Source organism: Pseudomonas sp. TH21 (assembly GCF_016651025.1).
Classification (GTDB): Bacteria; Pseudomonadota; Gammaproteobacteria; order Pseudomonadales; family Pseudomonadaceae; genus Aquipseudomonas; species Aquipseudomonas aylmerensis.
In genome coordinates, this window is record NZ_JAEKEQ010000001.1 from 51,415 (window position 1) to 72,280 (window position 20,866).

General features: G+C 61.9%; 16 protein-coding genes. 14 read left to right on the forward strand and 2 right to left on the reverse strand.

Features of this window, described 5'->3' with window-relative positions; all coding sequences use genetic code 11:
* The first annotated feature begins 1 nt into the window (after position 1).
* The 9 genes from pgaC (at position 2) to JFU04_RS00250 (ending at position 14,825) form a co-directional block, all read left to right on the forward strand.
* A complete protein-coding gene (pgaC, locus tag JFU04_RS00210; protein WP_065899522.1) occupies positions 2 to 1,342 on the forward strand; it encodes a poly-beta-1,6-N-acetyl-D-glucosamine synthase in 1,341 nt (446 codons plus the stop codon).
* A 2-nt stretch (positions 1,343 to 1,344) separates the two neighbouring features.
* A complete protein-coding gene (pgaD, locus tag JFU04_RS00215) occupies positions 1,345 to 1,827 on the forward strand; it encodes a poly-beta-1,6-N-acetyl-D-glucosamine biosynthesis protein PgaD (protein ID WP_065899523.1) in 483 nt (160 codons plus the stop codon).
* A 365-nt stretch (positions 1,828 to 2,192) separates the two neighbouring features.
* The gene (locus tag JFU04_RS00220; protein ID WP_201143290.1) at positions 2,193 to 3,917 is read left to right on the forward strand and encodes a ShlB/FhaC/HecB family hemolysin secretion/activation protein; all 1,725 of its coding nucleotides are present in this window, start codon (positions 2,193 to 2,195) and stop codon (positions 3,915 to 3,917) included.
* Between the two features lie 29 nt (positions 3,918 to 3,946).
* A complete protein-coding gene (locus JFU04_RS00225; protein WP_201143291.1) occupies positions 3,947 to 12,166 on the forward strand; it encodes a two-partner secretion domain-containing protein in 8,220 nt (2,739 codons plus the stop codon).
* Positions 12,153 to 12,371, forward strand: coding sequence for a hypothetical protein (locus tag JFU04_RS00230; RefSeq protein ID WP_065899526.1), 219 nt, complete (start codon positions 12,153 to 12,155; stop codon positions 12,369 to 12,371). Before JFU04_RS00225 ends, JFU04_RS00230 begins: the two co-directional genes overlap by 14 nt.
* Before the next feature lie 93 nt (positions 12,372 to 12,464).
* Positions 12,465 to 13,253: a signal peptidase I gene (gene lepB, locus JFU04_RS00235; protein WP_201143292.1), complete on the forward strand. Its 789-nt coding sequence runs from the start codon at positions 12,465 to 12,467 to the stop codon at positions 13,251 to 13,253.
* 28 nt (positions 13,254 to 13,281) lie between these two features.
* Positions 13,282 to 13,761, forward strand: coding sequence for an RDD family protein (locus JFU04_RS00240; RefSeq protein WP_065899528.1), 480 nt, complete (start codon positions 13,282 to 13,284; stop codon positions 13,759 to 13,761).
* 29 nt (positions 13,762 to 13,790) lie between these two features.
* A complete protein-coding gene (locus tag JFU04_RS00245) occupies positions 13,791 to 14,387 on the forward strand; it encodes a hypothetical protein (RefSeq protein WP_065899529.1) in 597 nt (198 codons plus the stop codon).
* A 3-nt stretch (positions 14,388 to 14,390) separates the two neighbouring features.
* Positions 14,391 to 14,825 (forward strand): RDD family protein, encoded by a 435-nt coding sequence (locus JFU04_RS00250; protein WP_120447363.1) that lies wholly within the window; start codon positions 14,391 to 14,393, stop codon positions 14,823 to 14,825.
* A 52-nt stretch (positions 14,826 to 14,877) separates the two neighbouring features.
* Here JFU04_RS00250 and JFU04_RS00255 read toward each other — a convergent pair whose 3' ends face one another.
* Positions 14,878 to 15,465, reverse strand: coding sequence for a hypothetical protein (locus JFU04_RS00255; protein ID WP_201143293.1), 588 nt, complete (start codon positions 15,463 to 15,465; stop codon positions 14,878 to 14,880).
* 16 nt (positions 15,466 to 15,481) lie between these two features.
* Positions 15,482 to 16,093 carry a hypothetical protein gene (locus JFU04_RS00260; RefSeq protein ID WP_201143294.1) on the reverse strand — a complete coding sequence of 204 codons (612 nt, stop codon included), beginning with the start codon at positions 16,091 to 16,093 and terminating at the stop codon, positions 15,482 to 15,484.
* Between the two features lie 182 nt (positions 16,094 to 16,275).
* Here JFU04_RS00260 and JFU04_RS00265 point away from each other — a divergent pair, with 182 nt between their 5' ends.
* The 5 genes from JFU04_RS00265 to JFU04_RS00285 all read left to right on the forward strand — a co-directional run bounded on the left by JFU04_RS00265 (position 16,276) and on the right by JFU04_RS00285 (position 20,474).
* Entirely contained in the window at positions 16,276 to 16,905 is a 630-nt protein-coding gene (locus JFU04_RS00265; RefSeq protein ID WP_201143295.1) for an amidase, read from the forward strand.
* Between the two features lie 96 nt (positions 16,906 to 17,001).
* The gene (locus tag JFU04_RS00270) at positions 17,002 to 18,654 is read left to right on the forward strand and encodes a vWA domain-containing protein (RefSeq protein WP_201143296.1); all 1,653 of its coding nucleotides are present in this window, start codon (positions 17,002 to 17,004) and stop codon (positions 18,652 to 18,654) included.
* Between the two features lie 22 nt (positions 18,655 to 18,676).
* Entirely contained in the window at positions 18,677 to 19,249 is a 573-nt protein-coding gene (locus JFU04_RS00275) for an RNA polymerase sigma factor (protein ID WP_065899535.1), read from the forward strand.
* Positions 19,246 to 19,839, forward strand: coding sequence for a hypothetical protein (locus JFU04_RS00280; RefSeq protein ID WP_065899536.1), 594 nt, complete (start codon positions 19,246 to 19,248; stop codon positions 19,837 to 19,839). Before JFU04_RS00275 ends, JFU04_RS00280 begins: the two co-directional genes overlap by 4 nt.
* A 317-nt stretch (positions 19,840 to 20,156) precedes the next feature.
* A complete protein-coding gene (locus JFU04_RS00285) occupies positions 20,157 to 20,474 on the forward strand; it encodes a hypothetical protein (protein ID WP_101265332.1) in 318 nt (105 codons plus the stop codon).
* The last annotated feature ends 392 nt before the right edge of the window (positions 20,475 to 20,866 follow it).

The window sequence follows — 20,866 nt, forward strand, 5'->3', positions numbered from 1 at the left end:
CATGTTCGACAGAATCCTGGCGTTATTCGTGCTGGCACTGGTGTTGGGTGTGCCCCTGGGCCTGATCTTCCTGGTCACCGGGCAGTTCCTGATGGACTTCGTGTTTTTCTACCCGCTGTTCATGTCGGCGCTGTGGATCGCCGGCGGGCTGTATTTCTGGTTGCACTGGGAGCGCCACTGGCCGTGGGAAGAAGACACCCCGGCGCCGGTGCTGGCCGGCAACCCGCTGATCTCGATCATCATCCCTTGCTACAACGAGGGCGAAAACGTCGCCGACACCATGGAGGCCGCGCTGGCCCAGGTGTACCCGAATATCGAGGTGATTGCGGTCAACGACGGATCCTCCGACAACACCGCCGCAGTACTGGATGCCCTGGCCTTGCAGCAGCCACGCCTGCGCGTATTGCACCTGGCGCAGAACCAGGGCAAGGCGGTGGCGTTGCGCATGGGCGCGGTGGCCGCGCGCAGCGAATACCTGGTGTGCATCGATGGCGACGCGTTGCTGGATAAGAATGCGGCGGCCTACATGGTTGCGCCGATGCTCGACAACCCGCGCCTGGGCGCCGTCACCGGCAACCCACGGATTCGCACGCGCTCGACGCTGATCGGGCGGGTGCAGGTGGGCGAGTTCTCGTCGATCATCGGCTTGATCAAGCGCACCCAGCGGGTGTTCGGGCGGATCTTCACGGTGTCGGGTGTGGTGGTGGCGTTTCGCAAGAAAGCGCTGGACCGCATCGACTACTGGAGCACCGACATGATCACCGAGGACATCGACGTCAGTTGGAAGCTGCAGCTCGATCACTGGAGCATCTTCTACGAGCCGCGTGCACTGTGCTGGATCCTCATGCCGGAAACCGTCGGCGGCCTGTGGAAGCAGCGCCTGCGCTGGGCCCAGGGCGGCGCCGAGGTGCTGTTCAAGAATATCCGTGGCATCTGGCAGTGGCGCCATCGCTACCTGTGGCCGTTGCTGTTCGAGTACTGCCTGTCCACCGGATGGGCCTTCACCTTCCTGCTGTCGGTGATCTTCTGGGGCGTGGGTAAATTCATCCCGCTGCCACAGGCAATTACCGTGGACTCCCTGGTGCCGCCGGCGTTTACCGGGCTGGTGCTGGCGATGGTGTGCCTGGTGCAGTTTGCGGTGAGCATCCTGATTGACCGGCGCTACGAGAAAGACCTGTGGAAAACCCTGTTCTGGACCGTGTGGTACCCGATGGTGTTCTGGCTGGTCAGCCTGTTCACCACCTTGGTCAGTTTCCCCAAGGTGCTGTTCAACCAGCACCAGAAGCGCGCCCGCTGGGTCAGCCCGGATCGCGGTATCAAACCCCTTGAAGAGGAGGCGTGAGCATGAAACTGGTCAGAACCCGCCAACGCTCCGTGATGTGGATCATCGATGTGCTGTTGACCCTGATGGCCTGGGCCGGTTTGATCTGGCTACTGGCTCGCGGGATTACCTCGATGCTCGACACCCACGGCGGTCCACGTATCGAGGCGCCGATTTTTGCGGCGCTCAACACCCTGCAGGTTTACCTGTGGATTGCCTTGTTCAACGCCGTGATCCTGATCAGCTGGGCGCGCTACCAGCAACGCCGGGGCCGCAAGTTCGCCCAGCGTCGCGCCGAGGCCAAGGCCCTCACCGACCAGAACCTGAGCGACAGCTTCAGCCTCGGCGAGGGTGACCTGGAGCAACTGCGCCGGCCTGGCGTGCTGGTGATCCACAATGACGACGACGGCGGTGTGGCGGAGGTCAAATCCCATGTCTCGCGGGATGTGGAAAAGCCGGGGCTGACCCTGGTGCCTGGCCAGGATCGCAACAAGGACGCCAGCTAGGATTTACGCTGGAGAGTGTTCCCGCGCAATGTGGGAACACTCTTGGGTAATACCGATAAGTGGGATCCAATTCACAAAAACGCCGCGAACTTTTCTGCCTTTTCCGGTACTAACTTATCTCGGCAAGAACTTGATGGCCAACTAATGGCAACTTTCAAGTTCTCCGACGAATCGCCATCAAAACTATTGCCGCTTGTCGGAATAATACCGCCAGTCACAGGCTGTATTTCTTTTTGATGATTTTTAGTTGTTATTAATCAATAGGTTAAGTGAGTAACTAGTACGGCTGTGCAACTAATCCCGCTTCTTGGGTTGGCGCAAGTTCGATGTTAGTTTGCCGCCCCTTGATTTTCGACGGATCGAACATGTTTTTGTTATCGCCACGGACTCGGTATTTGCTGTGCACTTTCCTGCTCGCTTATTTGAGTATGAACAGTGCCATGGCCGCCCCTACGCCAGGGGATCAGGACCTGATTCGCGACCGCCAGAACCGCCTTCTCGAAGAGCAGCGCCGGCGCCTGGAAGAACTTCAGGACCTGCCCGGCAAAGACACCAAGGCCCAGGCGCCGGCCACGCCCGTCGATACCCGCTGCTTCCCGATCCAGGACATCGAACTCAAGGGCGCCGACAGCCTGTCCGCCGCCGACCGCACGCGCCTGCTCAAGCCCTATATCGGCCAGTGCCTGGGCGTGGCACAGCTTAATGAACTGCTCAAGGTCATCACCGACTATTACATCGCCAAGGGCCGGGTCACCAGCCGCGCCTACCTGCCGCAACAAGACCTCTCCAGCGGTCACCTCCAGGTGCTGGTGGTGGAAGGCAAGCTCGAAGGCCTGAAGGGTGCCGAGGGCAGCAGCGTGACCGATCGCGAACTGGCCATGGCGTTTCCCGGCAAGGTCGGCGAGGCGCTCAACCTGCGCGAAGTCGAGCAACTGGTGGACCAGCTCAGCCGCTTGCCGTCCAAGCAGGCGCAGATGGAATTGACCCCCGGCAGCCAGGTCGGCGGCAGCGAAGTGGTGGTGAAAAACCAGCCGCAAAAGCCCTGGCGCGCCAGCCTGTCGCGCAACAATGACGGGCAGAAAAGCACCGGCGAACAGCAATTGGGCGCGGGCCTGGAGTGGGACAGCCCGCTGGGCCTGGCTGACCAGTTGATAGTGCGCGGCGGCCACGACGCGATCAGCGACCACCAGAAAACCTCGAAAAGCAGCATGCTCTACTACAACCTGCCGTGGGGCTGGTGGAACTTCAGCTACAGCTACAGTGAAAGCGACTACCGCACGCCAGGTGACCTCCAGGGCTACAAATACAAGCAGACGGGCGACAGCCAGAACCACCAGCTGCGCGCCGAGCGCGTGGTGCATCGCGATGACGTGAGCAAGACTTCGGTCAACGTCGGCCTCACTCATTTGCGCACCAACAACTACATCAACGACGAGCGCCTGGGCGTCAGCAGCAACCGCCTCAGTGAGTTCCAGGTCGGCCTCAGCCACGGGCGGCGGATCGCCAGTGCCTTCGTCAACCTGGACGTTGGCATGCAAAACGGCATCGGCGCCTTCGATGCCCAGCGAGACGAACAGCGTCGCGACGGCTTCGGCAACCTCACGCCCACCCCTCGCTACCGTAAATACACAGCCACCGCCAGCTACCTGCAGCCGTTCACGCTGTGGGGCGAGTCGTTCAGTTTCACCAGCCTGGCCACCGGGCAGCGCAGTGAAGATGTGTTGTATCCGTCGCAACGCATGAGCCTGGGCGGCTCCTACTCGGTGCGCGGGTTCAAGGACCAGCAACTGAACGGTGACAGCGGCGGCTACTGGCGCAACGACCTGCGCTGGACCCGTCCGGTCACGGTCGGCTGGCTGCGCCCGGCCTTGCTCGAATACGGTGCCGGTGTCGGTTACGACCAGGGCGTGATTCGCAATGACCGTTACAACGACACCCAGCATGGCCGGGTGTCGAGCAACTCCGTTGAGTTGTTCGCGCGGGGCAAATACGTCAGCACCAGTGTGACGTTTGCCCATTCCCTGGAGCGACCTGGCGTGGTGACCGAGCGCGAAGCGCCGATCTACTTCCGCCTGGATTTCTTCCTGTAATTCAACGCCGCTGCCGTGAGATTCTGAATATGGACGTTCGCCCTGTTGTTGCCCTGAAAACCCTGTCCCAGCGTGGCCTGGCCCTGATCCTGGCCAATGCACTGTTCTGGCAGCCGCTGCTGGCCCAGGCCGACGGCATCGTGGTCAGCGGTCCGGGCACGACCGTCGGCCAGGCGGGCAACGGCGTGCCGGTGGTGAACATCGCCACGCCCAATGGCAGCGGCCTGTCCCATAACCAGTTCCAGGACTACAACGTCGGCCCCAATGGCGTGATCCTCAACAACGCCACGGGCATGGTCCAGAACACGCAGCTGGGCGGGATCATTGTCGGCAACCCGAACCTCAAGGGCGGCGCTGCGAATGTCATCCTCAACGAAGTCAACGGCGGCAGCCCCAGCCAGTTGCGCGGCTACACCGAAGTGGCGGGCCAGTCGGCCAAAGTGATCGTCGCCAACCCGTATGGCATCAGCTGCAACGGCTGCGGGTTTATCAACACCCCGAATGTCACCCTGACCACCGGCAAGCCAGTCATCGACAAAGTCGGCCGCCTGGACCATTACCAGGTGGATGGCGGTGCGGTGACCATCGACGGCAAGGGCTTGAACGCGAGCAACGTCGACCATTTCGAGATCATCACCCGTTCGGCCAAGATCAACGCGCAGATCAATGCACGCGAGCTTACGGTGATCGCCGGTCGCAATGACGTCGATGCCAAAAGCCTGAAAACCACCGCGCGCGCCGACGACGGCAGCGCCAAGCCGGAGCTGGCGATCGACTCGTCGGCACTGGGCGGCATGTACGCCGGCGCCATCAAGCTGGTGGGCACCGAGGCCGGCGTCGGCGTGAAGCTCGACGGCACATTGGCCGCCAGCGGCGGCGATATCCAACTCGATGTCAACGGCCACCTGAGCATGGCCCAGGCCGCCTCCAGCGGTGCGGTGGACATCAAGGCGGCAAGCCTGGATGCCCAGGGGCCTGTCTACGCTGGCACTACCCTGAAGGCCAAGACCAAGGGCGAGCTGAAAAACCGCAAGAGCCTCGCCGCTCGTGACAGCATCACCCTCGCGAGCAACGGCAAGCTGACCAACAACGGCATCATCGAAGCCGGGGTCAACGCCGACAACACCCGCAATGCCGGGGGCGACGTCACGCTCGACAGCCAGCAGGTCACCAACACCGGCACCGTAATCGCCAATCGCAACCTGACCGCGACCGTCACCCAAGACCTGGATAACCAAGGCGCCAGCATGAGCGCCAAGCAAGCGCTGAACATCACCGCCGGCAGCCTCGATAACCGCAACAAGGGCCAATTGCTCAGCGACGGCACTCAAACCCTCAACGTCAGCGGCCTGCTGGACAACAGCCAGGGCGGCATCATCGACAGCACGGGCGCATTCACCCTGCACGGCAATACCCTGGACAACAGTGCCGGCAACCTCACCGGCGCCAGCACGCTTACCCTGGATTTGCTCGGTGACCTGATCAACCGCAACGGCAAGCTGGCGAGTGTCGGGCCCTTGCTGGTCCAGCGTGCCGCCCACCTCGACAACCAGGGCGGCAAGCTCGCAAGCCAAAGCTTGCTGACGGTGTTCGCCACCAGCATCGACAACCAGAACAGCGGCACCCTGGCCGCCAACGATGGCCTGAGCCTGACCGCCTCCGAAGGCGTACAGAACGGCACCAACGGCCTGATCCACAGCGAAAAGGCCGGCCTCAGCATTACCGCCGGCACCCTCGATAACAACGGCGGACGCATCGCGGCCAAAGGCGGTGATGCGCTTATCGATGCCACGGATTTCAACAACGGCAGTGGCAACCTGTTCGCCCGTGACCGCGTGCACCTGAGTGGCGTGAATGTGGATAACGGCGGGGAGATCGCCGCCAACCGGGTCGACGTCAGCCTGCGCGGCGCCCTGGTCAACCGTGGCTTGATCGAAAGCGCCACGATCCTGGATGTCGACAGCGCAAGCCTCACCAACAGCGGGCAAATGCGCGCCCTCGGTGTCGTCGGCAAGACCCGCTACGCCATCGGTGGCCTGCTGAACAACAGCGGCAGCCTGGAGACCGCCAACGACCAATTGAGCCTCGCCGCCGGCACCTTCCAGAACACCGGCGGCAAGGTGTTGCACGTCGGCACCGGCGTGCTCGACCTCAGTGGCATCAGCCTCGATGACGTCGGCGGCAGCCTGGTGACCCAGGGCGACTTGACCCTCGACAAGACCCACTGGACCAACAGCACCGCGATTCAGGCCGGGCGCCTGACGGTGAATGTCGACAACCTGCATCAGACCGCCACCGGGCAATTGCTCGGTACCCGCAGCCTGGTCGGCAGCGGCCAGGACTGGACGGTGGGCGGCTCCGTTGCCAGCCAGGGCAGCCTCGACCTGTCGGTAGGCAACCTGCTCAATGAACACGGGTTGATCTTCAGCGGCGGCGACATGAACCTGAAGGTCGACCGCCTGAAAAACCTCGGCGCCAGCATCTACGCCATGGGCAACCTGCGCGTTGACCGCGACGGCCAGGGCGGGCTGGCCACCAGCATCATCAACAGCTCGGGCACCATCGAAAGCGAGCGCAACCTGGTCCTGGCGGCCAGCACGATCGACAACATCCGTACTGTGCTGACCACCGAATCGGGCATCTACAGCGCCTCCATCACCCCTATCGCCTGTGTCGAGGGCGTGACCGGTGGCGACTGCGACGGTGGCAAGCAGAACCGACCGTTCCAGATCACCCAGCGCGATCGCTTCATCGTCAGCGACGCGACGGCGGCCTCCAGCATTACCTCGGGCGCAGACATGCTGCTGACCGGCGGCGACCTGCTCAACAGCAGCAGTAGCATCGCCTCGGGTGGCAACATGACGGTGCGGGTCAACCAATTGACCAACGTCGGTGTGGTGACCCACGACACCCAGTACGACCGCGTGTTTACCTCCGATCGCGAGCGCAAGCCAGAGGGTTGGTACCGCTACGCCGCGAACTTCACTGACCAATATTCCATTGGCGGCACTCGGTACGACGCCAACAACCTCGGCGGCCTGGAAGCGTCGCTGGCGACGTTTATCGGCGCGATGCAGATGGAGAAGCTCCCCCTGCGCAAGACCACCGAACTGGCACCGGTGGACCAGAGCTACGCGGCCGTGATCCAGGCCGGTGGCGCTGTGACTGTGCAGGCCCAGGCCGGTATCGACAACACAGTCGTGCGCGGCGGCTACACCTACGTCGGCAGCGGCGCCAACAGCCATGCGCCGGGCTACTCGACCGAGGTCAGCCTCAACCCGCAGCTGCCGCCGGACGTCGCCCAGCAACAAGTCAACCCGTTGGGCCTGCCAGGCTTCGACCTGCCCACCGGGCAGAACGGCTTGTTCCACCTCAATGATGGCAATGGCGTGAACGGTGTGCCCACCAGCCAGTTCGCGGCCAACCCGCACAAATACCTGATCGAAACCAACCCGCTGCTCACCGACATGCGCCAGTTCATGAGCTCGGACTACATGCTCAGCAAGCTCGGTTACGACCCCGACACCGCGCAACGGCGCCTCGGCGACGGTTTCTACGAACAGCGCCTGATCCAGCAGGCCGTGCTTGCGCGCACCGGCCAGCGTTTCATCGACGGCCAGACCAGCGATGCCGACCTGTTCAAGCACCTGATGGACAACGCCATCAGCAGCAAGGACGCTCTCAGCCTGTCGGTGGGCGTCAGCCTCACCGCCGAACAGGTTGCGGCCCTGACCCACGACATCGTGTGGCTGGAAAACGCTACCGTCGCAGGGCAACAAGTGCTGGTCCCGGTGCTGTACCTGGCCCAGGCCAGCAACCGCCTGGCGCCCAATGGTGCATTGATTACCGGTAGCGACGTCAGCTTGATCAGCGGCAGCCACCTTAATAACGCCGGCACTTTGCGCGCCAACGGCAGCCTGCTGGCCAATGTCGGCAGCAACCTCACCAACAGCGGCTTGATGGAAGCCGGCGGGCGTCTCGACCTGCTCAGCGGCAACAACCTGACCAACCGCGCGGGCGGTGTCATTGCCGGGCACGACGTCAACCTCGCCGCCGGCACCGACCTGCTCAACGAGCGCACGGTGACCACCCACGAAAGCGCCAGTGCCTATCGCACCGAGCGCAGCGATTTCGTCGACAGCGCCGCGCGCATCGAATCGGCCAACGCGCTGACCTTGCAGGCCGGGGCCAACCTCAACAACGTCGGTGGTTTGCTCAAGAGCGGCGCGGACACCACCGCGCAAGCCGTGGGCGACGTCAACATCAGCGCCTCGCAAACCCTCGACAGCGGCGCCATCGGCACGCGCTCCAACTACAAGACCATCGCGCAGCAAGGCTCCGTGGTGGAAGCCGGTCGCGACCTGCACGTGGCCGCCGGGCGCGACATCAGCATCGTGGCCAGCCAGGTGCAAGCCACGCGCGATATCAACCTGGTCGCCACCCGCGATTTCAACGCGGGAGCAGCGGCCAATGAGCAGCACTCGACGTTCAACTCGAAAAAGGTCAAGCGCATCGAGGACCACGTCCAGCAAGTCTCCAGCGTGATCAAGGCCGGTGGCGACGCCAGCCTGAGCGCCGGGCAGGACCTGCAACTGGTCGCGAGCCAGGTCAATGCCGGCAGCGAGGCCTACCTGGTGTCGGGTAAAAACCTCAGCCTTAAAACTGCTGAAGACCAGGACTACAGCTTCTACAGCAAGACCAAGAAAACCTCCCAGGGCAAGAAATTCCGCCTCGACGAAACCGACGCCGTGAACAATGTCGGCAGCCTCGTCAGCGCTGGCACTAACAGCACGGTCGTCGCCGGCGAAAACCTGCTATTGGCCGGCAGTGCCGTCACCGCCGAAAAAGGCGCGGCGCACTTGGTTGCCGGGCAGGACGTGAGCATCCTCGCGGTGAGCAATTCGGACAGCGCCCGCCACGAGCGCAAAGAGAGCAAAAGCAGCTGGGGCGGGCTCAAGGCGAGCAAGGTCGAGGACAAGGTCGACGAAAAACGCACCACCGCCATGGGCAGCATGGTCTCCGGCGAAACCGTCACCGTCGCGGCCAAGCGCGATGCCGTGGTCACCGGCTCCGCGCTGGTCAGCACCGGCGACCTCGCCGTGCAGGCCGGCCGCGACCTGACCATCGATGCGGCGCAGAACACCTTCGCCCGCACCGACATGCACAAGGAAAAAAACCGCGACCTCACCGGTGTGCTGACCGGCAACACGCTGGGCCTGGATGACATCACCGGCAACCAGAAACTCTACATCAACAGCTCGAAGCACAACGGCACCGCCAATGAAATGACCCTGACCGGCAGCACGATTGGCTCCAGTGCAGGCAATGTGTCGCTGACGGCAGGGCGTGAGCTGGCGGTGATTGCCAGTGATCTGGTGAGTACCAAAAACATGGCGCTCACCGGTGCGAACGTCAGCATTACGGCCGGCATGGAAACCGCCAGCCAGACCAGCAAGGACAGTTCCAAGAGCCTGGCGGTAGGCCGTGTGATCGCGGGCACCGTGGTCGATACCACTAAAAGTATCCGTGATGCCGCGGAGGCAGCGCGCAGCTCCGACGACCCGCGTCTGAAGGCAGTGAAAATCGCCCAGGCGGCGCTGTCGGTCTACAACCTCAATAACCAGGCGGGCGAGCTCAATAAGCAAAGCACCGGTTTCAAGGACAAGACCGGTGGCTCCGCCGGTAACGGTTCGCTGATCAAGATTGGGACTGAACTGGCCAACACGCGGACCAAAAGCAGCAGTGAATACACAGCCCAAACCGCTCATCAGAGCAGTCTCAATGCGGGTGAAAACCTGCTGATTGTCGCGGCGGGCGACGCGCCGCAGACCTTGGGTGACCTGCTGATCACCGGCAGTTCATTGAAAGCGGGCAACACTCTGTTGTCGGCGAAAAACAACATCCTGCTGCAAAGCGCGCAGAACACCACTGAGCGTAAAAACGATGGCTCGCGCAACCGGACTGCCATCGGCGCCAGCTTCAACATTGGCGAGCAAAACGGCTTCACTCTCGACCTCGGCGCACAAACCGCCAAGAATCTGGGGTCGGGTGGCTCGGTGACGCAAGTCAATACCACCCTGGACACCGGTTCACTGGTGCTGCGCAGCGGCCAGGACACGACCTTGGCGGGAGCGCAGGTACGGGCTGATCGCATTGATGCCGACATCGGCGGCAACCTCAACATCCTGTCGCGACAGGACACCGAGACCTCCAAGAGCAAGCAGGACAGCGCAGGCTTCGGGGCGAGCATCTGTATCCCGCCGTTCTGCTACGGCTCCACCGTGGCGGCGTCGGCGAACCTTGCGGCGTCGAAGATGAACAGCGACTACCAGGCGGTGACCGACCAGAGCGGATTCTTTGCCGGCAAGGGCGGCTACACCATCGACGTGGCCAAGAACACCACCCTGCAAGGCGCGGTGATTGCCAGCGAAGCCACGGCTGACAGGAATTTACTGCTCACCGATCGTCTGCTGGTCAGCGACATCAAGAACAAGAGCGAGATTGAAAGCAAATCGGCGGGCATGAGTGTGTCCGGTTCCTACGGTGGCGGTGTCGGTACGCTCACACCCGGGGCCCTGTATGGCATGGCGCTAAATGATTCGGACCACAGCCACACCCGCAGTGCCGTGAGTGAAGGCACGATCGTGGTGCGCAACCCGGAAGGCGCGGGCGACCTGATCGGCCTGAACCGCGACACGGCGAATGCCAACCAGCACCTCGACAAACCTGACCAGAAGGCCATGCAAGAACGTATGGACCTGATCAAAAGCTCGATGGAGTTGACCAAGGGGATCGGCGATGCCATCGCCGCTGCCAGGATCAATGCCGCCAATGACCCCAACAGCGACATCAATAAAGCCACACGGCAGAAGCTGATTGAGGACGGTATCGCTAACCCGACACCGGCGCAGATCAGCCAGCAAGCCCAGAAGGATTATGGCGTCGGCAGCAGCTTCCAGAAGGCCAGCCAGGCCGTGACGGCCGTGGTGCAGGCGGTCATGGGTGGCAGTGTTGGCGGTGCGTTGGCGGGTGCGGCGGCACCGTACCTGGCCCATGAAATCAAGCAGCAGACTGAAGGCGACCCCTACGCCAACCTGATGGCTCACGCAGTGCTGGGTGCGGTGGTGGCGCAAGCCCAGGGTAACTCGGCGTTGTCAGGGGCAGCCGGTGCTGCAACCGGCGAATTTATTGCCCGTCAGCTGTATCCGGGCACTGCGACCGCTGACTTGACCCAGGCGCAAAAGGCAACGGTTTCCGCGCTGTCGAGCTTGGCTGCAGGTGTGGGCGGAGGGCTCGCGGGCGGTGACATGTTCGGCGCTGTCGCCGGCGCTCAAGCAGGACGTAATGCGGTGGAAAATAACTGGCTGAGCGAGACAGAAGCCCGTGCACTTGATAAAGAACTGACAGCCTGTAAAAACGTCAGGGGTGGAGACTGCGCGCCGGTGATAAAGAAATACATCGATATCAGTAATGAAAACAGTAAAAGAATGGCGGGTCGCTGTACGGGCGGGGGATGGACGTGTGTCCCGCGCGAAGAGGAAATCCAGGCAAGTACCAATGTTGCCAGAGATGCCGATCCATCACAGTTCCGCATGAGTGAAAAGTTGAAGAACCCCGAGGCCATTGCGCTGGTTAATTATCTGAATGGCGCGGACCTCAAGTTTCTGAAGGAAAACATTACCGACTCAGACCGCGTGATGTCGGTTGTCATCGATCCGTTCACGTGGCCTGCCATTTTGATGGGCGGTAAATCCATTCTCACCAATGCAGTGACCAAAGGGCGAGAACAGTTAGTCTCCGTGGGCGTTTCCGCCGGTGTTGGCGCCGGTATCCAATACGTGACGGATGGCAAGGTGACACTGGCGGACGTGATTGGCTCTGGGATAGTCGGGGCCATCACCCCCGGTAAAGGGTACAGCCCTACGGTCACGTGGAATGCAACAGGTAGTTATTATCAGGCTGAAATGAAGGGCGATGATCCGTTCATGGCGGCCTTGGTAGGTAAAGCGGGCGCAACCGTAGGGTTCGGCATTGGTAACATGGTCAAATTACCCTTGGAGAAGGGCCTTAACCCTTTGTCCAAGCAGTACGAGTGGGTACCGGCCGGAATATGGACTATTACAAAGCCCGCCCCGCCAAGCTCCATTCCTTCCATCGCGGGTAATTTGGGTGACTCCACGGCCTCCGGGCTTTTCAACAAAAGCGTTGAGTACTATATGAAGAAAAGAGACCTCAATGAGAAGAAATGAACCCTGGTGGGTCGCCATTTATCTGCCGTGTGCCTTTGCGTTGGCGCTGCTGTTCATGAGTGTGTTCTTCCAGGTGGCGGGGTACTGGTTGAGTGGTGGCGAGGATGTCATCGGACTGGTGAAGGAAAACAGCCTGCTGTACCTGAAAGTGGCCGGGGTTGGATTCATCGCGGGGTGGGTGCTTTGGTTCTTTAATGTGCGCTGATTATCCACGGGCAGCGGAGCGTATCAGGCGGACACTGCGTTAAACTCCGGCCCGTTGTTCGGCTAGGCGCCTTTACCTTTTCAAGGACGATGAATGAAACCCGTAAAACTTTCCCTGCAGGCCTTCCTGATGTCCTGCCTGGTGGCCGGCTGGGGCCTGGTGTATGTCGACCGCATCCAGTGGGGCATCCGCGTCGCGGCGTTGATGTATATCGGCATCGTGCTGCTGGGCCTGTGCGGGCTGATCTCGACGCCGCTCGGTTTGTATGTCCTGTTGGGCTTCATCATCAGCGTCAAGCTTGCCTCGGCGGTCACCGCTGCGGTGCTGGCGCGCCGCTACACCGGCCCGCTGAATGTGCCGCGCAAACGTGTCCACGTGCTCTATGTGGGCGTGCTGGTGGTGGTCACGCTGGTCTTGCTCTCGGTGCTGCGTGCACCGCTGCTGGGCTTCAACACCTACTTCGTACCGACAGCCTCGATGGCGCCCGCCGTGTCGATCGGCGACTACATCGTGTCCGACCTGCGCGCGGGACCACCCAAGGTCGGTGACATCGTGGTGTACCGCTGGAATGGCACCGAAGCGATCAAACGCGTGGCGGGCGTCGCCGGGGACACCTTGGAAATCGTCAACGGCGAGCTGATCCACAACGGCGAAAACCTCGGGCTGTTCCATGCCCAGGCCGACCGTGTGAAAGGCCCGGAATCGCTGACGCTCGCGCCGGTCAAGGTTGCGCCGGGGCACGTCTACCTGCTGGGCGATAACCGCCACAACAGCAATGACAGCCGCTTCATGGGCCAGGTCGCGGTTGAGGACGTGGTGGGCAAGGTGACCGGTATCTGGTCCTCCAAAGACCGGACGCGGATCGGCACGACATTCCCTTGATACCTTCTTGAAGCTGGAGCAACACCCTATGAATGTCCCGAACACCACCGGACGGGCGACCATCCTGGCCAGCATCGGCCGCCGCCTGGCCGCTCGTATCATTGATTGCGCCATCGCAGTGCTGATCTTTTTCATCGTCAAATCCGGCGCCGACGCGGTGTCTGCCTATGTGCCTGCGATGACGTCCCAGCGTGGCATTCTCTCGGGCTTTTTTGCCGGCTTCGCCTACGTCCTGTTGGCCGATGCATTGCCCAATGGCCAGAGTCTCGGCAAGCGCCTGTTGAGCATTGCCACCGTCGACCGCAAGACCCGCAAGGGCTGTACCCTTTCGCAGTCGCTCACCCGCAATGCCGGGGTGCTGGTGGTGATCGATTGGGTGTGGATCTTCATGGAGTCACGCACGCGCCTGGGGGATATGTTCGCCAAGACCATCGTGGTCCAGACCGGCAACCTGACCACGGTGCGCAGCCTGGCGGACATTTATGACAACGGCACTTCCCGTGGCTGATGGCTATTTAACGGACAAGGACACGTCAGATGATTTACCGAGCTTTTATCCTCCTGTGCCTGGCAGCCCTCGCCGGATGCCAGGGCCTTCCCTATCGCGGCGCCGAAGATCAGGCGCGGATCACGGCTGACCTGAAGCTTGCGGCGACGCCCGCCGAGTTCACCAGGTTGCGTTGGGCGTACACGAACTATGGCGTGATGAAGGGCGAGCAGACCGAGGATGCAATCGCCGTGGTGCAGCCGGGCCTGATCACGTTGGTGGGCTATGCGGGTGGGCACTATGTGCGTCAGGCCAGCTTTCGCGTGGCCACGGTGGACTGTGCGTACATTTTCGATGGCGAGACCAGTGATCGGCCGATCTGGCTGCTGCAGCAAGACCGTATCGTGTTCCTTACCGTCAGCGACTTCCGTGGCAATGGCGACGTGCTCAAGCGCACGCAATTGGTCAAGGCATTGGCCGCCAGCGGCTTCACGCTGCACACCGATGCCCAGGGTCCGGCCTACCGCCCCACCGGCAAGTCGGAACGCCTGTTGGTGCTCAACCCCATCGTCGGCAAGCACATGGAAGACATCGCCGAGAACCAGGCGCACAACGTGTGCCGCCCTCAACCCCTTAAGGATAAATGACTGATGAGCGACTCAGCGTCGGTGGCCGGCAGCGATAACCTGGCCAGCCCGGTCAAGCGGCTGCTGGGCTACCTCATCGATATGGGCGTGGCGTTTGGCTTGCTGTTGTTGAAGACGCCGCTCGGCTATGCCGCCCTGTATGCCCACACGGCGACGAGCCTGATGTTTTTTCAATACGCCAGCTCCGCGCTGACCTTATTGGCGATTGGGTACCTTCTCTTTTGCGATGCATTGCCCCAGGGCCAGAGCCTGGGCAAGCGCGTGTGCCGTACGGCGGTCGTGGGTTATCCGTACCCCACGAACTGCACCGTCGTGCAGTCGTTCCTGCGCAACCTACCGAAGCTGTTGCTCAGTGTGCTGGACGGTATGTTCGTATTGATGGGACTGCGTCGGCGCCTGGGCGACATGTTGGCCAAGACGGTGGTTATCAATACCTGACGCGGGCGCTCAAGGTGGGAGCGCGGCAGCTCCCATCCTGATCCCAGGCGTGTTACAGCAACTTGCGCTGCACCGCCTCGTCGAGCGTGCTGCGCGTCAATGCGTCGACCACTTCGCGTGTATCGCTCTGGAACGGCAGTCCCACGATCAGCACCAGATGCACCCAGGTGCGCACCGATTCACTCTTCTTGACCCGACCCAGTTCCTTGCCATCCTTGTCCTTGAACACCGTTTCAAGGGTGAAGATGTTCTTCGCGGTGGTCGGGATGACACAGAACGTGAAGCCGGTAATGAACGCCGACACCGGGCTGTATTCTTCATTGTTGTGCAGCGTGGCATCCACATAGATGTCCGAGTCGGCCTTGTCAGTGCTCACCCGCGCGAAGCGGTTGGACTGGCGAAACGTATCCGCCACAGTCTTTTCCCACAGCGCCGCCGGTGCACCCGCCGCCGCATTGCCCGGGCCGCCGTTGACGTGGTTCTGCGCGGTGGTGCGCACGTACACCGTAGGTTTTTGCTCCGGCGCATTGGCGGTCGGCGGCCAGGTCTGCACGGCTGGCAGTTCGTGTTGCGAGTACGACACGCAGCCCGTCAACAGGACGGCAGCGAGTACCAGGCAGTGTTTGATCAATCCTTTCATGCAGTGCTCCTTGAAGTTATGGCTTGGCCAGTTTGGCGGTGGCCGTGTCGAGCAGTTGCGCGACCAGTTTGCTCAGTTGCTGGGCGCCCATGGACGGTGCCCAATACTCGCCGCTGTAGAGGCCGACGTTGTGCTCGAACTTGATCGACTCCTTGGCCGCAGCCAATTCCTTGCCGTTGCGGTCGACGATCACCAGGTCGCCGGCGACGTCGAAGCTGTCGACATAGATCGGGCCGTTGACCCAGATCCAGATCGTCAGCGTCAGCAGCGCGCCGGGCACGTAGGCCGGGTGCGGGCTGCGATGGCCCTTGAGGGAGGTCATGTTGAACTTGAGCACGACGTCGTTTTCTTCCAGGCGCACGGGGTACTCGGTGACTTGCTTGAAGTAACCCGCCGTACGCACGTACTGGTTGAGCTGGGCCGTCAGGGAGCGGCTGATCGCCGTCTTGTTGGCCTCGTTGACGTCGGCGTCAGTTACCGCCACATCGGCGATTTGCGCGCTGCGCGGGCTGCTGGCCGCTGCCGGGTGGAGCGGGGCGCCGATAGGGCCGGTGACGGTGTAGGAGACGCAGCCGGTCATCGACAGCGTCGCGATCACGGCCGCGGCCCGGAGGAGAAGTTTAAGCACGCAATATCCCTATAAGTGAACGAACCAAGTCAGTGTCTCGACCCATCCGGGGATAACTTGAGCCTCCATTTTTTATTTCGCCAAAAGGCCTTCGGGCGGCTTTGCGAGCGGCGGGGCACAGGAGTAAAGTCGCGCCCGTTACCTGACATTCCCCTCGCATTCGTTGCATGGAAACCCGCTCAATGGACCTGAAACCTCTCGCCCTGTGCAGCACGCTGTTGCTGCTGTCTGCCTGCAACCACCAACCCTGGGTGCCCTACGTTGCACCGCCCGCCGGTACCGACACGGCCAAGTTGCGTGTGATCACCAATGGCGAAGTGCGGGGCGGCGCGTACACCGGCTGCGTCGGCAATGAGCAAGGCTTGGCCAAGGCCGGGCGTTTTTATGACGTGGTCAAGCCGAGCATCAATTACCCGCAATCACCCTTGGTGCCGCCAAAGTTGGGCATGGCCCCGCGCGTGCTGCCGAAGATGGCCGAATACCTCGGTGTGACCAGCATGGCCGAAGGGATGTACACCGAGATCGTGGCCGAATACCAGGTGCCGGCGGGTAAGCCGTTTCTGATGGTGCGCGAGGAGTTGGCGGTGGGCAGCTACGGCAGCACCTACAGCAAGTGCCCGGCGCTTTCGCGGGTGTACACCTTTGAAAAGGGCCGCCAGTACGAGGCTTACGTCGGCATGGTGTATGGCTCGGATACCGAGGGCAAGATGGGCGTCCGTTGTCCCTTCTTTGTCTACGAGTTGCTGGCGCCGAACCAGGGCATCCCGATGGCGATGGAGTCGACAGTGGCAGCCGATCGCCCGTGCCGTTGAGGTGCGGGTCGATTGAGTAGACACGGTTTAACCCGAACCACCTGAAGCTTGCGTCTGACCTTGTGAACGGATCATTCATTCACGAGGTTCAGACCCATGTCCTACTCCCCGCTCTTCCTGCGTCCTGCTGCCCAGGGCTTTGCCGTGACCTTGTTGGTGGCGCTGGCTGGCTGCGGGCTGTCTGCCTCGCATGATGTGGCCAAGCCGGCCAACCCTGCGCCGGTCGCCGAGTTGAAAAGTGCCGCCGTGCAAGGCGCTGTGAGCCAGCGCATGCCGTTACCCGCCCCCATGACCACGCGCCTGGTGATGCAGGATTCGGCAGCGATGGTCTACCGCAGTGAGCCCCGCGAGCAATACCAGAACCTTCCGGATAACCCGGTGCACCGCGTGGCCGAAACGCCGGTGTCCACCTTCAGCGTCGATGTCGACACGGGCAGCTATGCCAACGTAAGGCGTTTCCTCAACCAAGGCAGCCTGCCGCCCGAAGGCGCCGTGCGACTGGAGGAAATGGTCAACTACTTCCCCTACAACTACGCGTTGCCCACCGATGGCTCGCCCTTTGGTGTCACCACTGAAGTCGCCACCACGCCGTGGAACCCGCACACCCAATTGCTGCGCATCGGCATCAAGGCCTCCGACCGCGCCGTGGCGGACCTGGCCCCGGCCAACCTGGTGTTCCTGGTGGATGTGTCCGGCTCCATGGACCGCCGCGAGGGTCTGCCCCTGGTCAAAAGCACCCTGAAGTTGCTGGTGGATCAGTTGCGCGACCAGGACCGGGTGTCGCTGGTGGTCTATGCCGGTGAGTCCCGCGTAGTGCTCAAGCCCACCTCCGGGCGAGACAAGGCCAGGATCCGCAACGCCATCGACCAACTCACTGCCGGCGGTGCCACGGCGGGCGCGTCCGGCATCGAACTGGCTTACCAGATGGCCCGCGAAGGGTTTATCGACAAGGGCATCAATCGCATCCTGTTGGCCACCGACGGTGATTTCAACGTCGGCGTCAGCGACTTCGACAGCCTCAAGCAAATGGCCGCAGACCAGCGCAAAAGTGGCGTATCCCTCACCACCCTCGGCTTTGGCGTGGATAACTACAACGAACACCTGATGGAACAATTGGCCGATGCCGGCGACGGCAACTACGCCTACATCGACACCCTGCGCGAAGCGCGCAAGGTGCTGGTCGAGCAACTCAGCTCGACCCTGGCGGTGGTAGCGCGGGATGTGAAGCTGCAGGTCGAATTCAACCCGGCGCGCGTCAGCGAGTATCGCCTGCTGGGCTATGAAAACCGTGCGCTCAAGCGTGAGGATTTCAACAACGACAAAGTTGACGCCGGCGAAATCGGTGCAGGGCATACCGTCACCGCGCTGTATGAAATTGTGCCGAAGGGCGAGAAAGGCTGGTTGGAGCCGCTGCGCTACGCGTCAGCGCCTGAGGTGGCGCACAACACCGGCGAGCTGGCGCTGCTGCGGGTGCGCTACAAGCCGGCGGCAGGCGGGGACAGCCGGCTGATCGAACGCCCGATCGTCAACGCGTCCACTGCGGCCAGCGACGACCTGCGCTTCTCGGCGGCCGTGGCGGCCTTCGCCCAACAGCTCAAGGGCGATGGCCGCTACACTGGCAGCATGAGTTTGCAGGACACCGCTGCACTGGCCCGCTCGGCGCGTGGGGATGACCCGTTCGGGTTGCGCAACGAGTTTGTACAACTGGTGGAATTGGCCCAGAGCCTCAAAGCCCCGGCCAAACAGTGAATAAAGGGAGTTAGCCATCGATATGCCCGCTCCAAACGACCTGCCCAGCGACGAATCGCTGCTGGCCCGCTACCGAACCGGCGATGGTGCCGCGTTCGAAGCCCTGTACGCGCGGCACCGCCAGGGCCTGTATCGGTTTTTGGTGTCCCTGAGCAACAAGGCCGAACTGGCCGAGGAAATCTACCAGGAGACCTGGCTCAGCCTGATCCGCAGCAACACGCAGCCACAGGGGAGGGCGAGTTTTCGTACGTGGCTGTTCCAGATTGCCCGCAATCGCCTGATCGATTACTGGCGCAAGCACGGGATTCACAACCCCCTGCACGACAGCTACGACGAGCAACTGCACGCCCAGCCCGACGACAGCGCCGGGCCCGAGCAGCAACTGAGCCTGAGCCGCGACCAGGCGCGCCTCGACGCCGCGCTGCAGGCGTTGCCCGAAGACCAGCGCGAAGTCTTCCTGCTGCGCCTGCACGGCGACCTTGAGGTGCCGCAAATCGCCGCCCTCACCGGCGCCCCGCTGGAAACCGTAAAAAGCCGCCTGCGTTACGCCCAGCAGAAACTGCGCCGCCTGCTGGCCGAGGAGATACCCGCATGACCGACTCACGACAAATGCCTGACGACGAGCTGATCCAGCATTTTCGTCAACACAGCACGGGCGAACCGCCTGCGTCCCTCGACGCCTTCATCCTCGCCACCGCCCGCCGCGAAGCCCCGGCGCCGCAGCCAAACCTTTGGCAACGCTGGCTGCAAGCCTGCCAACGCCCGCGCTGGCAGATGGCATTCGCTACCGTCGCAGGCCTCGCGCTGATGATCGGCGTGGTGATGCGCTCGCCGGTGCCGCAGCCCGAGATATCCACCGCGACCTTCTCCGGTCTTCAACAGGACACTGCACGCCCGGCGCCACAAGCGTTCTCGGCGCCTGCGCCTGCCCCCATGGCCCGCCTGGCCGTCGCCCCACCGCCCCAAGCTGAAATCGCCGGCTCATTGGCAGATGCCCCCGCCGCCAAACAACTGAGCAAGCGTGCGCCGGTGGCGTTGCCATCGTTGGAACAAGGCTTACGCGAAATCCTGCGGTTGCGCGCGGCGGGAGAAAGCAGGGCGGCGGATGAGCAGTTGCTGGCGCTGCATGAGCGTTTCCCCGAGGAAGACCTGCCGGCGCGGTTGGAGGCGTTGCAGAAGCACTGAATCAACACCCACAAAAAAGCCCCAGCGCTTTCGGCGCTGGGGCTTTTTCATGTATATGGTGCCCCGGCGTCGTTTGAACTGGACAGTAAGAGGCCCGTATTCATTGGGTCTGCTTGGTGGTGCTTCGGTTAGGCATACACGTGGGCATACACGGCGCTTCCTTCTGGCCACTTTTTCGTAGCATCCCCGTGGGGCAAAGCAACACCAAATCGTTGATGCATTGATAGTCTGTATACGCGCTCAGCCGGCTAGGACTTTTCTCTTAAGCTAATCAGGCTCAACACCCAAACCCGAACGCATGATACAAGGATATCCCGATGACCCTAGCTGACTTGCAACGGCTATCAGTATCTCAAAGCGAACTGGTTCTTCCTTATCCTCACGCGATTACAGCTTTGCAACTCCTGGAGGCAACCGGCGCCATCCTGATGGGGTGGGAGGGATGGTTACTCTACCCAGACGGCAGGTTGGGACATTCAGACATGCACCAAGGCACCACTGACACGTCAGCGCTTTCTTCATCAGAGGCGTATAGCTGGGCAAAAGCCTCCATGACCCTGTCGCAAAATGAACACGAACTCCAAAACGAAACTACCGATATCAAGCTGCTTTTTTGCATCGTTGTGAATGCTTGAAAATGCCCCGCTGAACGATTCAGCCAATCTGTTGCGCCGACCGGTTGAATCCGGCCGGAGGCCAACAATGTGGTGTAGGGCCAATTTGGAAAGGCAGTATGAGAGCACATATCCAGCCCCCACCAAAACTGGTGTAACCGGTGTTACGAGTGTAACGCCCTTCACCAAACGCCCGGCTTCATTGGCCTTCAGGCCTGTTACACAGTTGAGCGACATAGCGTACCCCCGATGTAACGCTGCCCCTGCGTGTAACGCTAAAGTCAGCATCCGGGTGTTGTGGGCAGGCGCGTTGCGCTCAAGCCTACCAAGCGAAATTCGCGGGCTCCGCCTTTCGATGAGAGGAAATCACGCTGGGGACCCTGAGAGCTTCAGCTTCACACGGGGCATGAAAC

Excerpts from the sequence above, each read along its gene's own strand:
- pgaC (WP_065899522.1), top strand. The coding sequence starts at position 2 with ATGTTCGACAGAATCCTGGCGTTATTCGTGCTGGCACTGGTGTTGGGT.
- pgaD (WP_065899523.1), top strand. The coding sequence starts at position 1,345 with ATGAAACTGGTCAGAACCCGCCAACGCTCCGTGATGTGGATCATCGAT.
- JFU04_RS00220 (WP_201143290.1), top strand. The coding sequence starts at position 2,193 with ATGTTTTTGTTATCGCCACGGACTCGGTATTTGCTGTGCACTTTCCTG.
- JFU04_RS00225 (WP_201143291.1), top strand. The coding sequence starts at position 3,947 with ATGGACGTTCGCCCTGTTGTTGCCCTGAAAACCCTGTCCCAGCGTGGC.
- JFU04_RS00230 (WP_065899526.1), top strand. The coding sequence starts at position 12,153 with ATGAGAAGAAATGAACCCTGGTGGGTCGCCATTTATCTGCCGTGTGCC.
- lepB (WP_201143292.1), top strand. The coding sequence starts at position 12,465 with ATGAAACCCGTAAAACTTTCCCTGCAGGCCTTCCTGATGTCCTGCCTG.
- JFU04_RS00240 (WP_065899528.1), top strand. The coding sequence starts at position 13,282 with ATGAATGTCCCGAACACCACCGGACGGGCGACCATCCTGGCCAGCATC.
- JFU04_RS00245 (WP_065899529.1), top strand. The coding sequence starts at position 13,791 with ATGATTTACCGAGCTTTTATCCTCCTGTGCCTGGCAGCCCTCGCCGGA.
- JFU04_RS00250 (WP_120447363.1), top strand. The coding sequence starts at position 14,391 with ATGAGCGACTCAGCGTCGGTGGCCGGCAGCGATAACCTGGCCAGCCCG.
- JFU04_RS00255 (WP_201143293.1), bottom strand. The coding sequence starts at position 15,465 with ATGAAAGGATTGATCAAACACTGCCTGGTACTCGCTGCCGTCCTGTTG.
- JFU04_RS00265 (WP_201143295.1), top strand. The coding sequence starts at position 16,276 with ATGGACCTGAAACCTCTCGCCCTGTGCAGCACGCTGTTGCTGCTGTCT.
- JFU04_RS00270 (WP_201143296.1), top strand. The coding sequence starts at position 17,002 with ATGTCCTACTCCCCGCTCTTCCTGCGTCCTGCTGCCCAGGGCTTTGCC.
- JFU04_RS00275 (WP_065899535.1), top strand. The coding sequence starts at position 18,677 with ATGCCCGCTCCAAACGACCTGCCCAGCGACGAATCGCTGCTGGCCCGC.
- JFU04_RS00280 (WP_065899536.1), top strand. The coding sequence starts at position 19,246 with ATGACCGACTCACGACAAATGCCTGACGACGAGCTGATCCAGCATTTT.
- JFU04_RS00285 (WP_101265332.1), top strand. The coding sequence starts at position 20,157 with ATGACCCTAGCTGACTTGCAACGGCTATCAGTATCTCAAAGCGAACTG.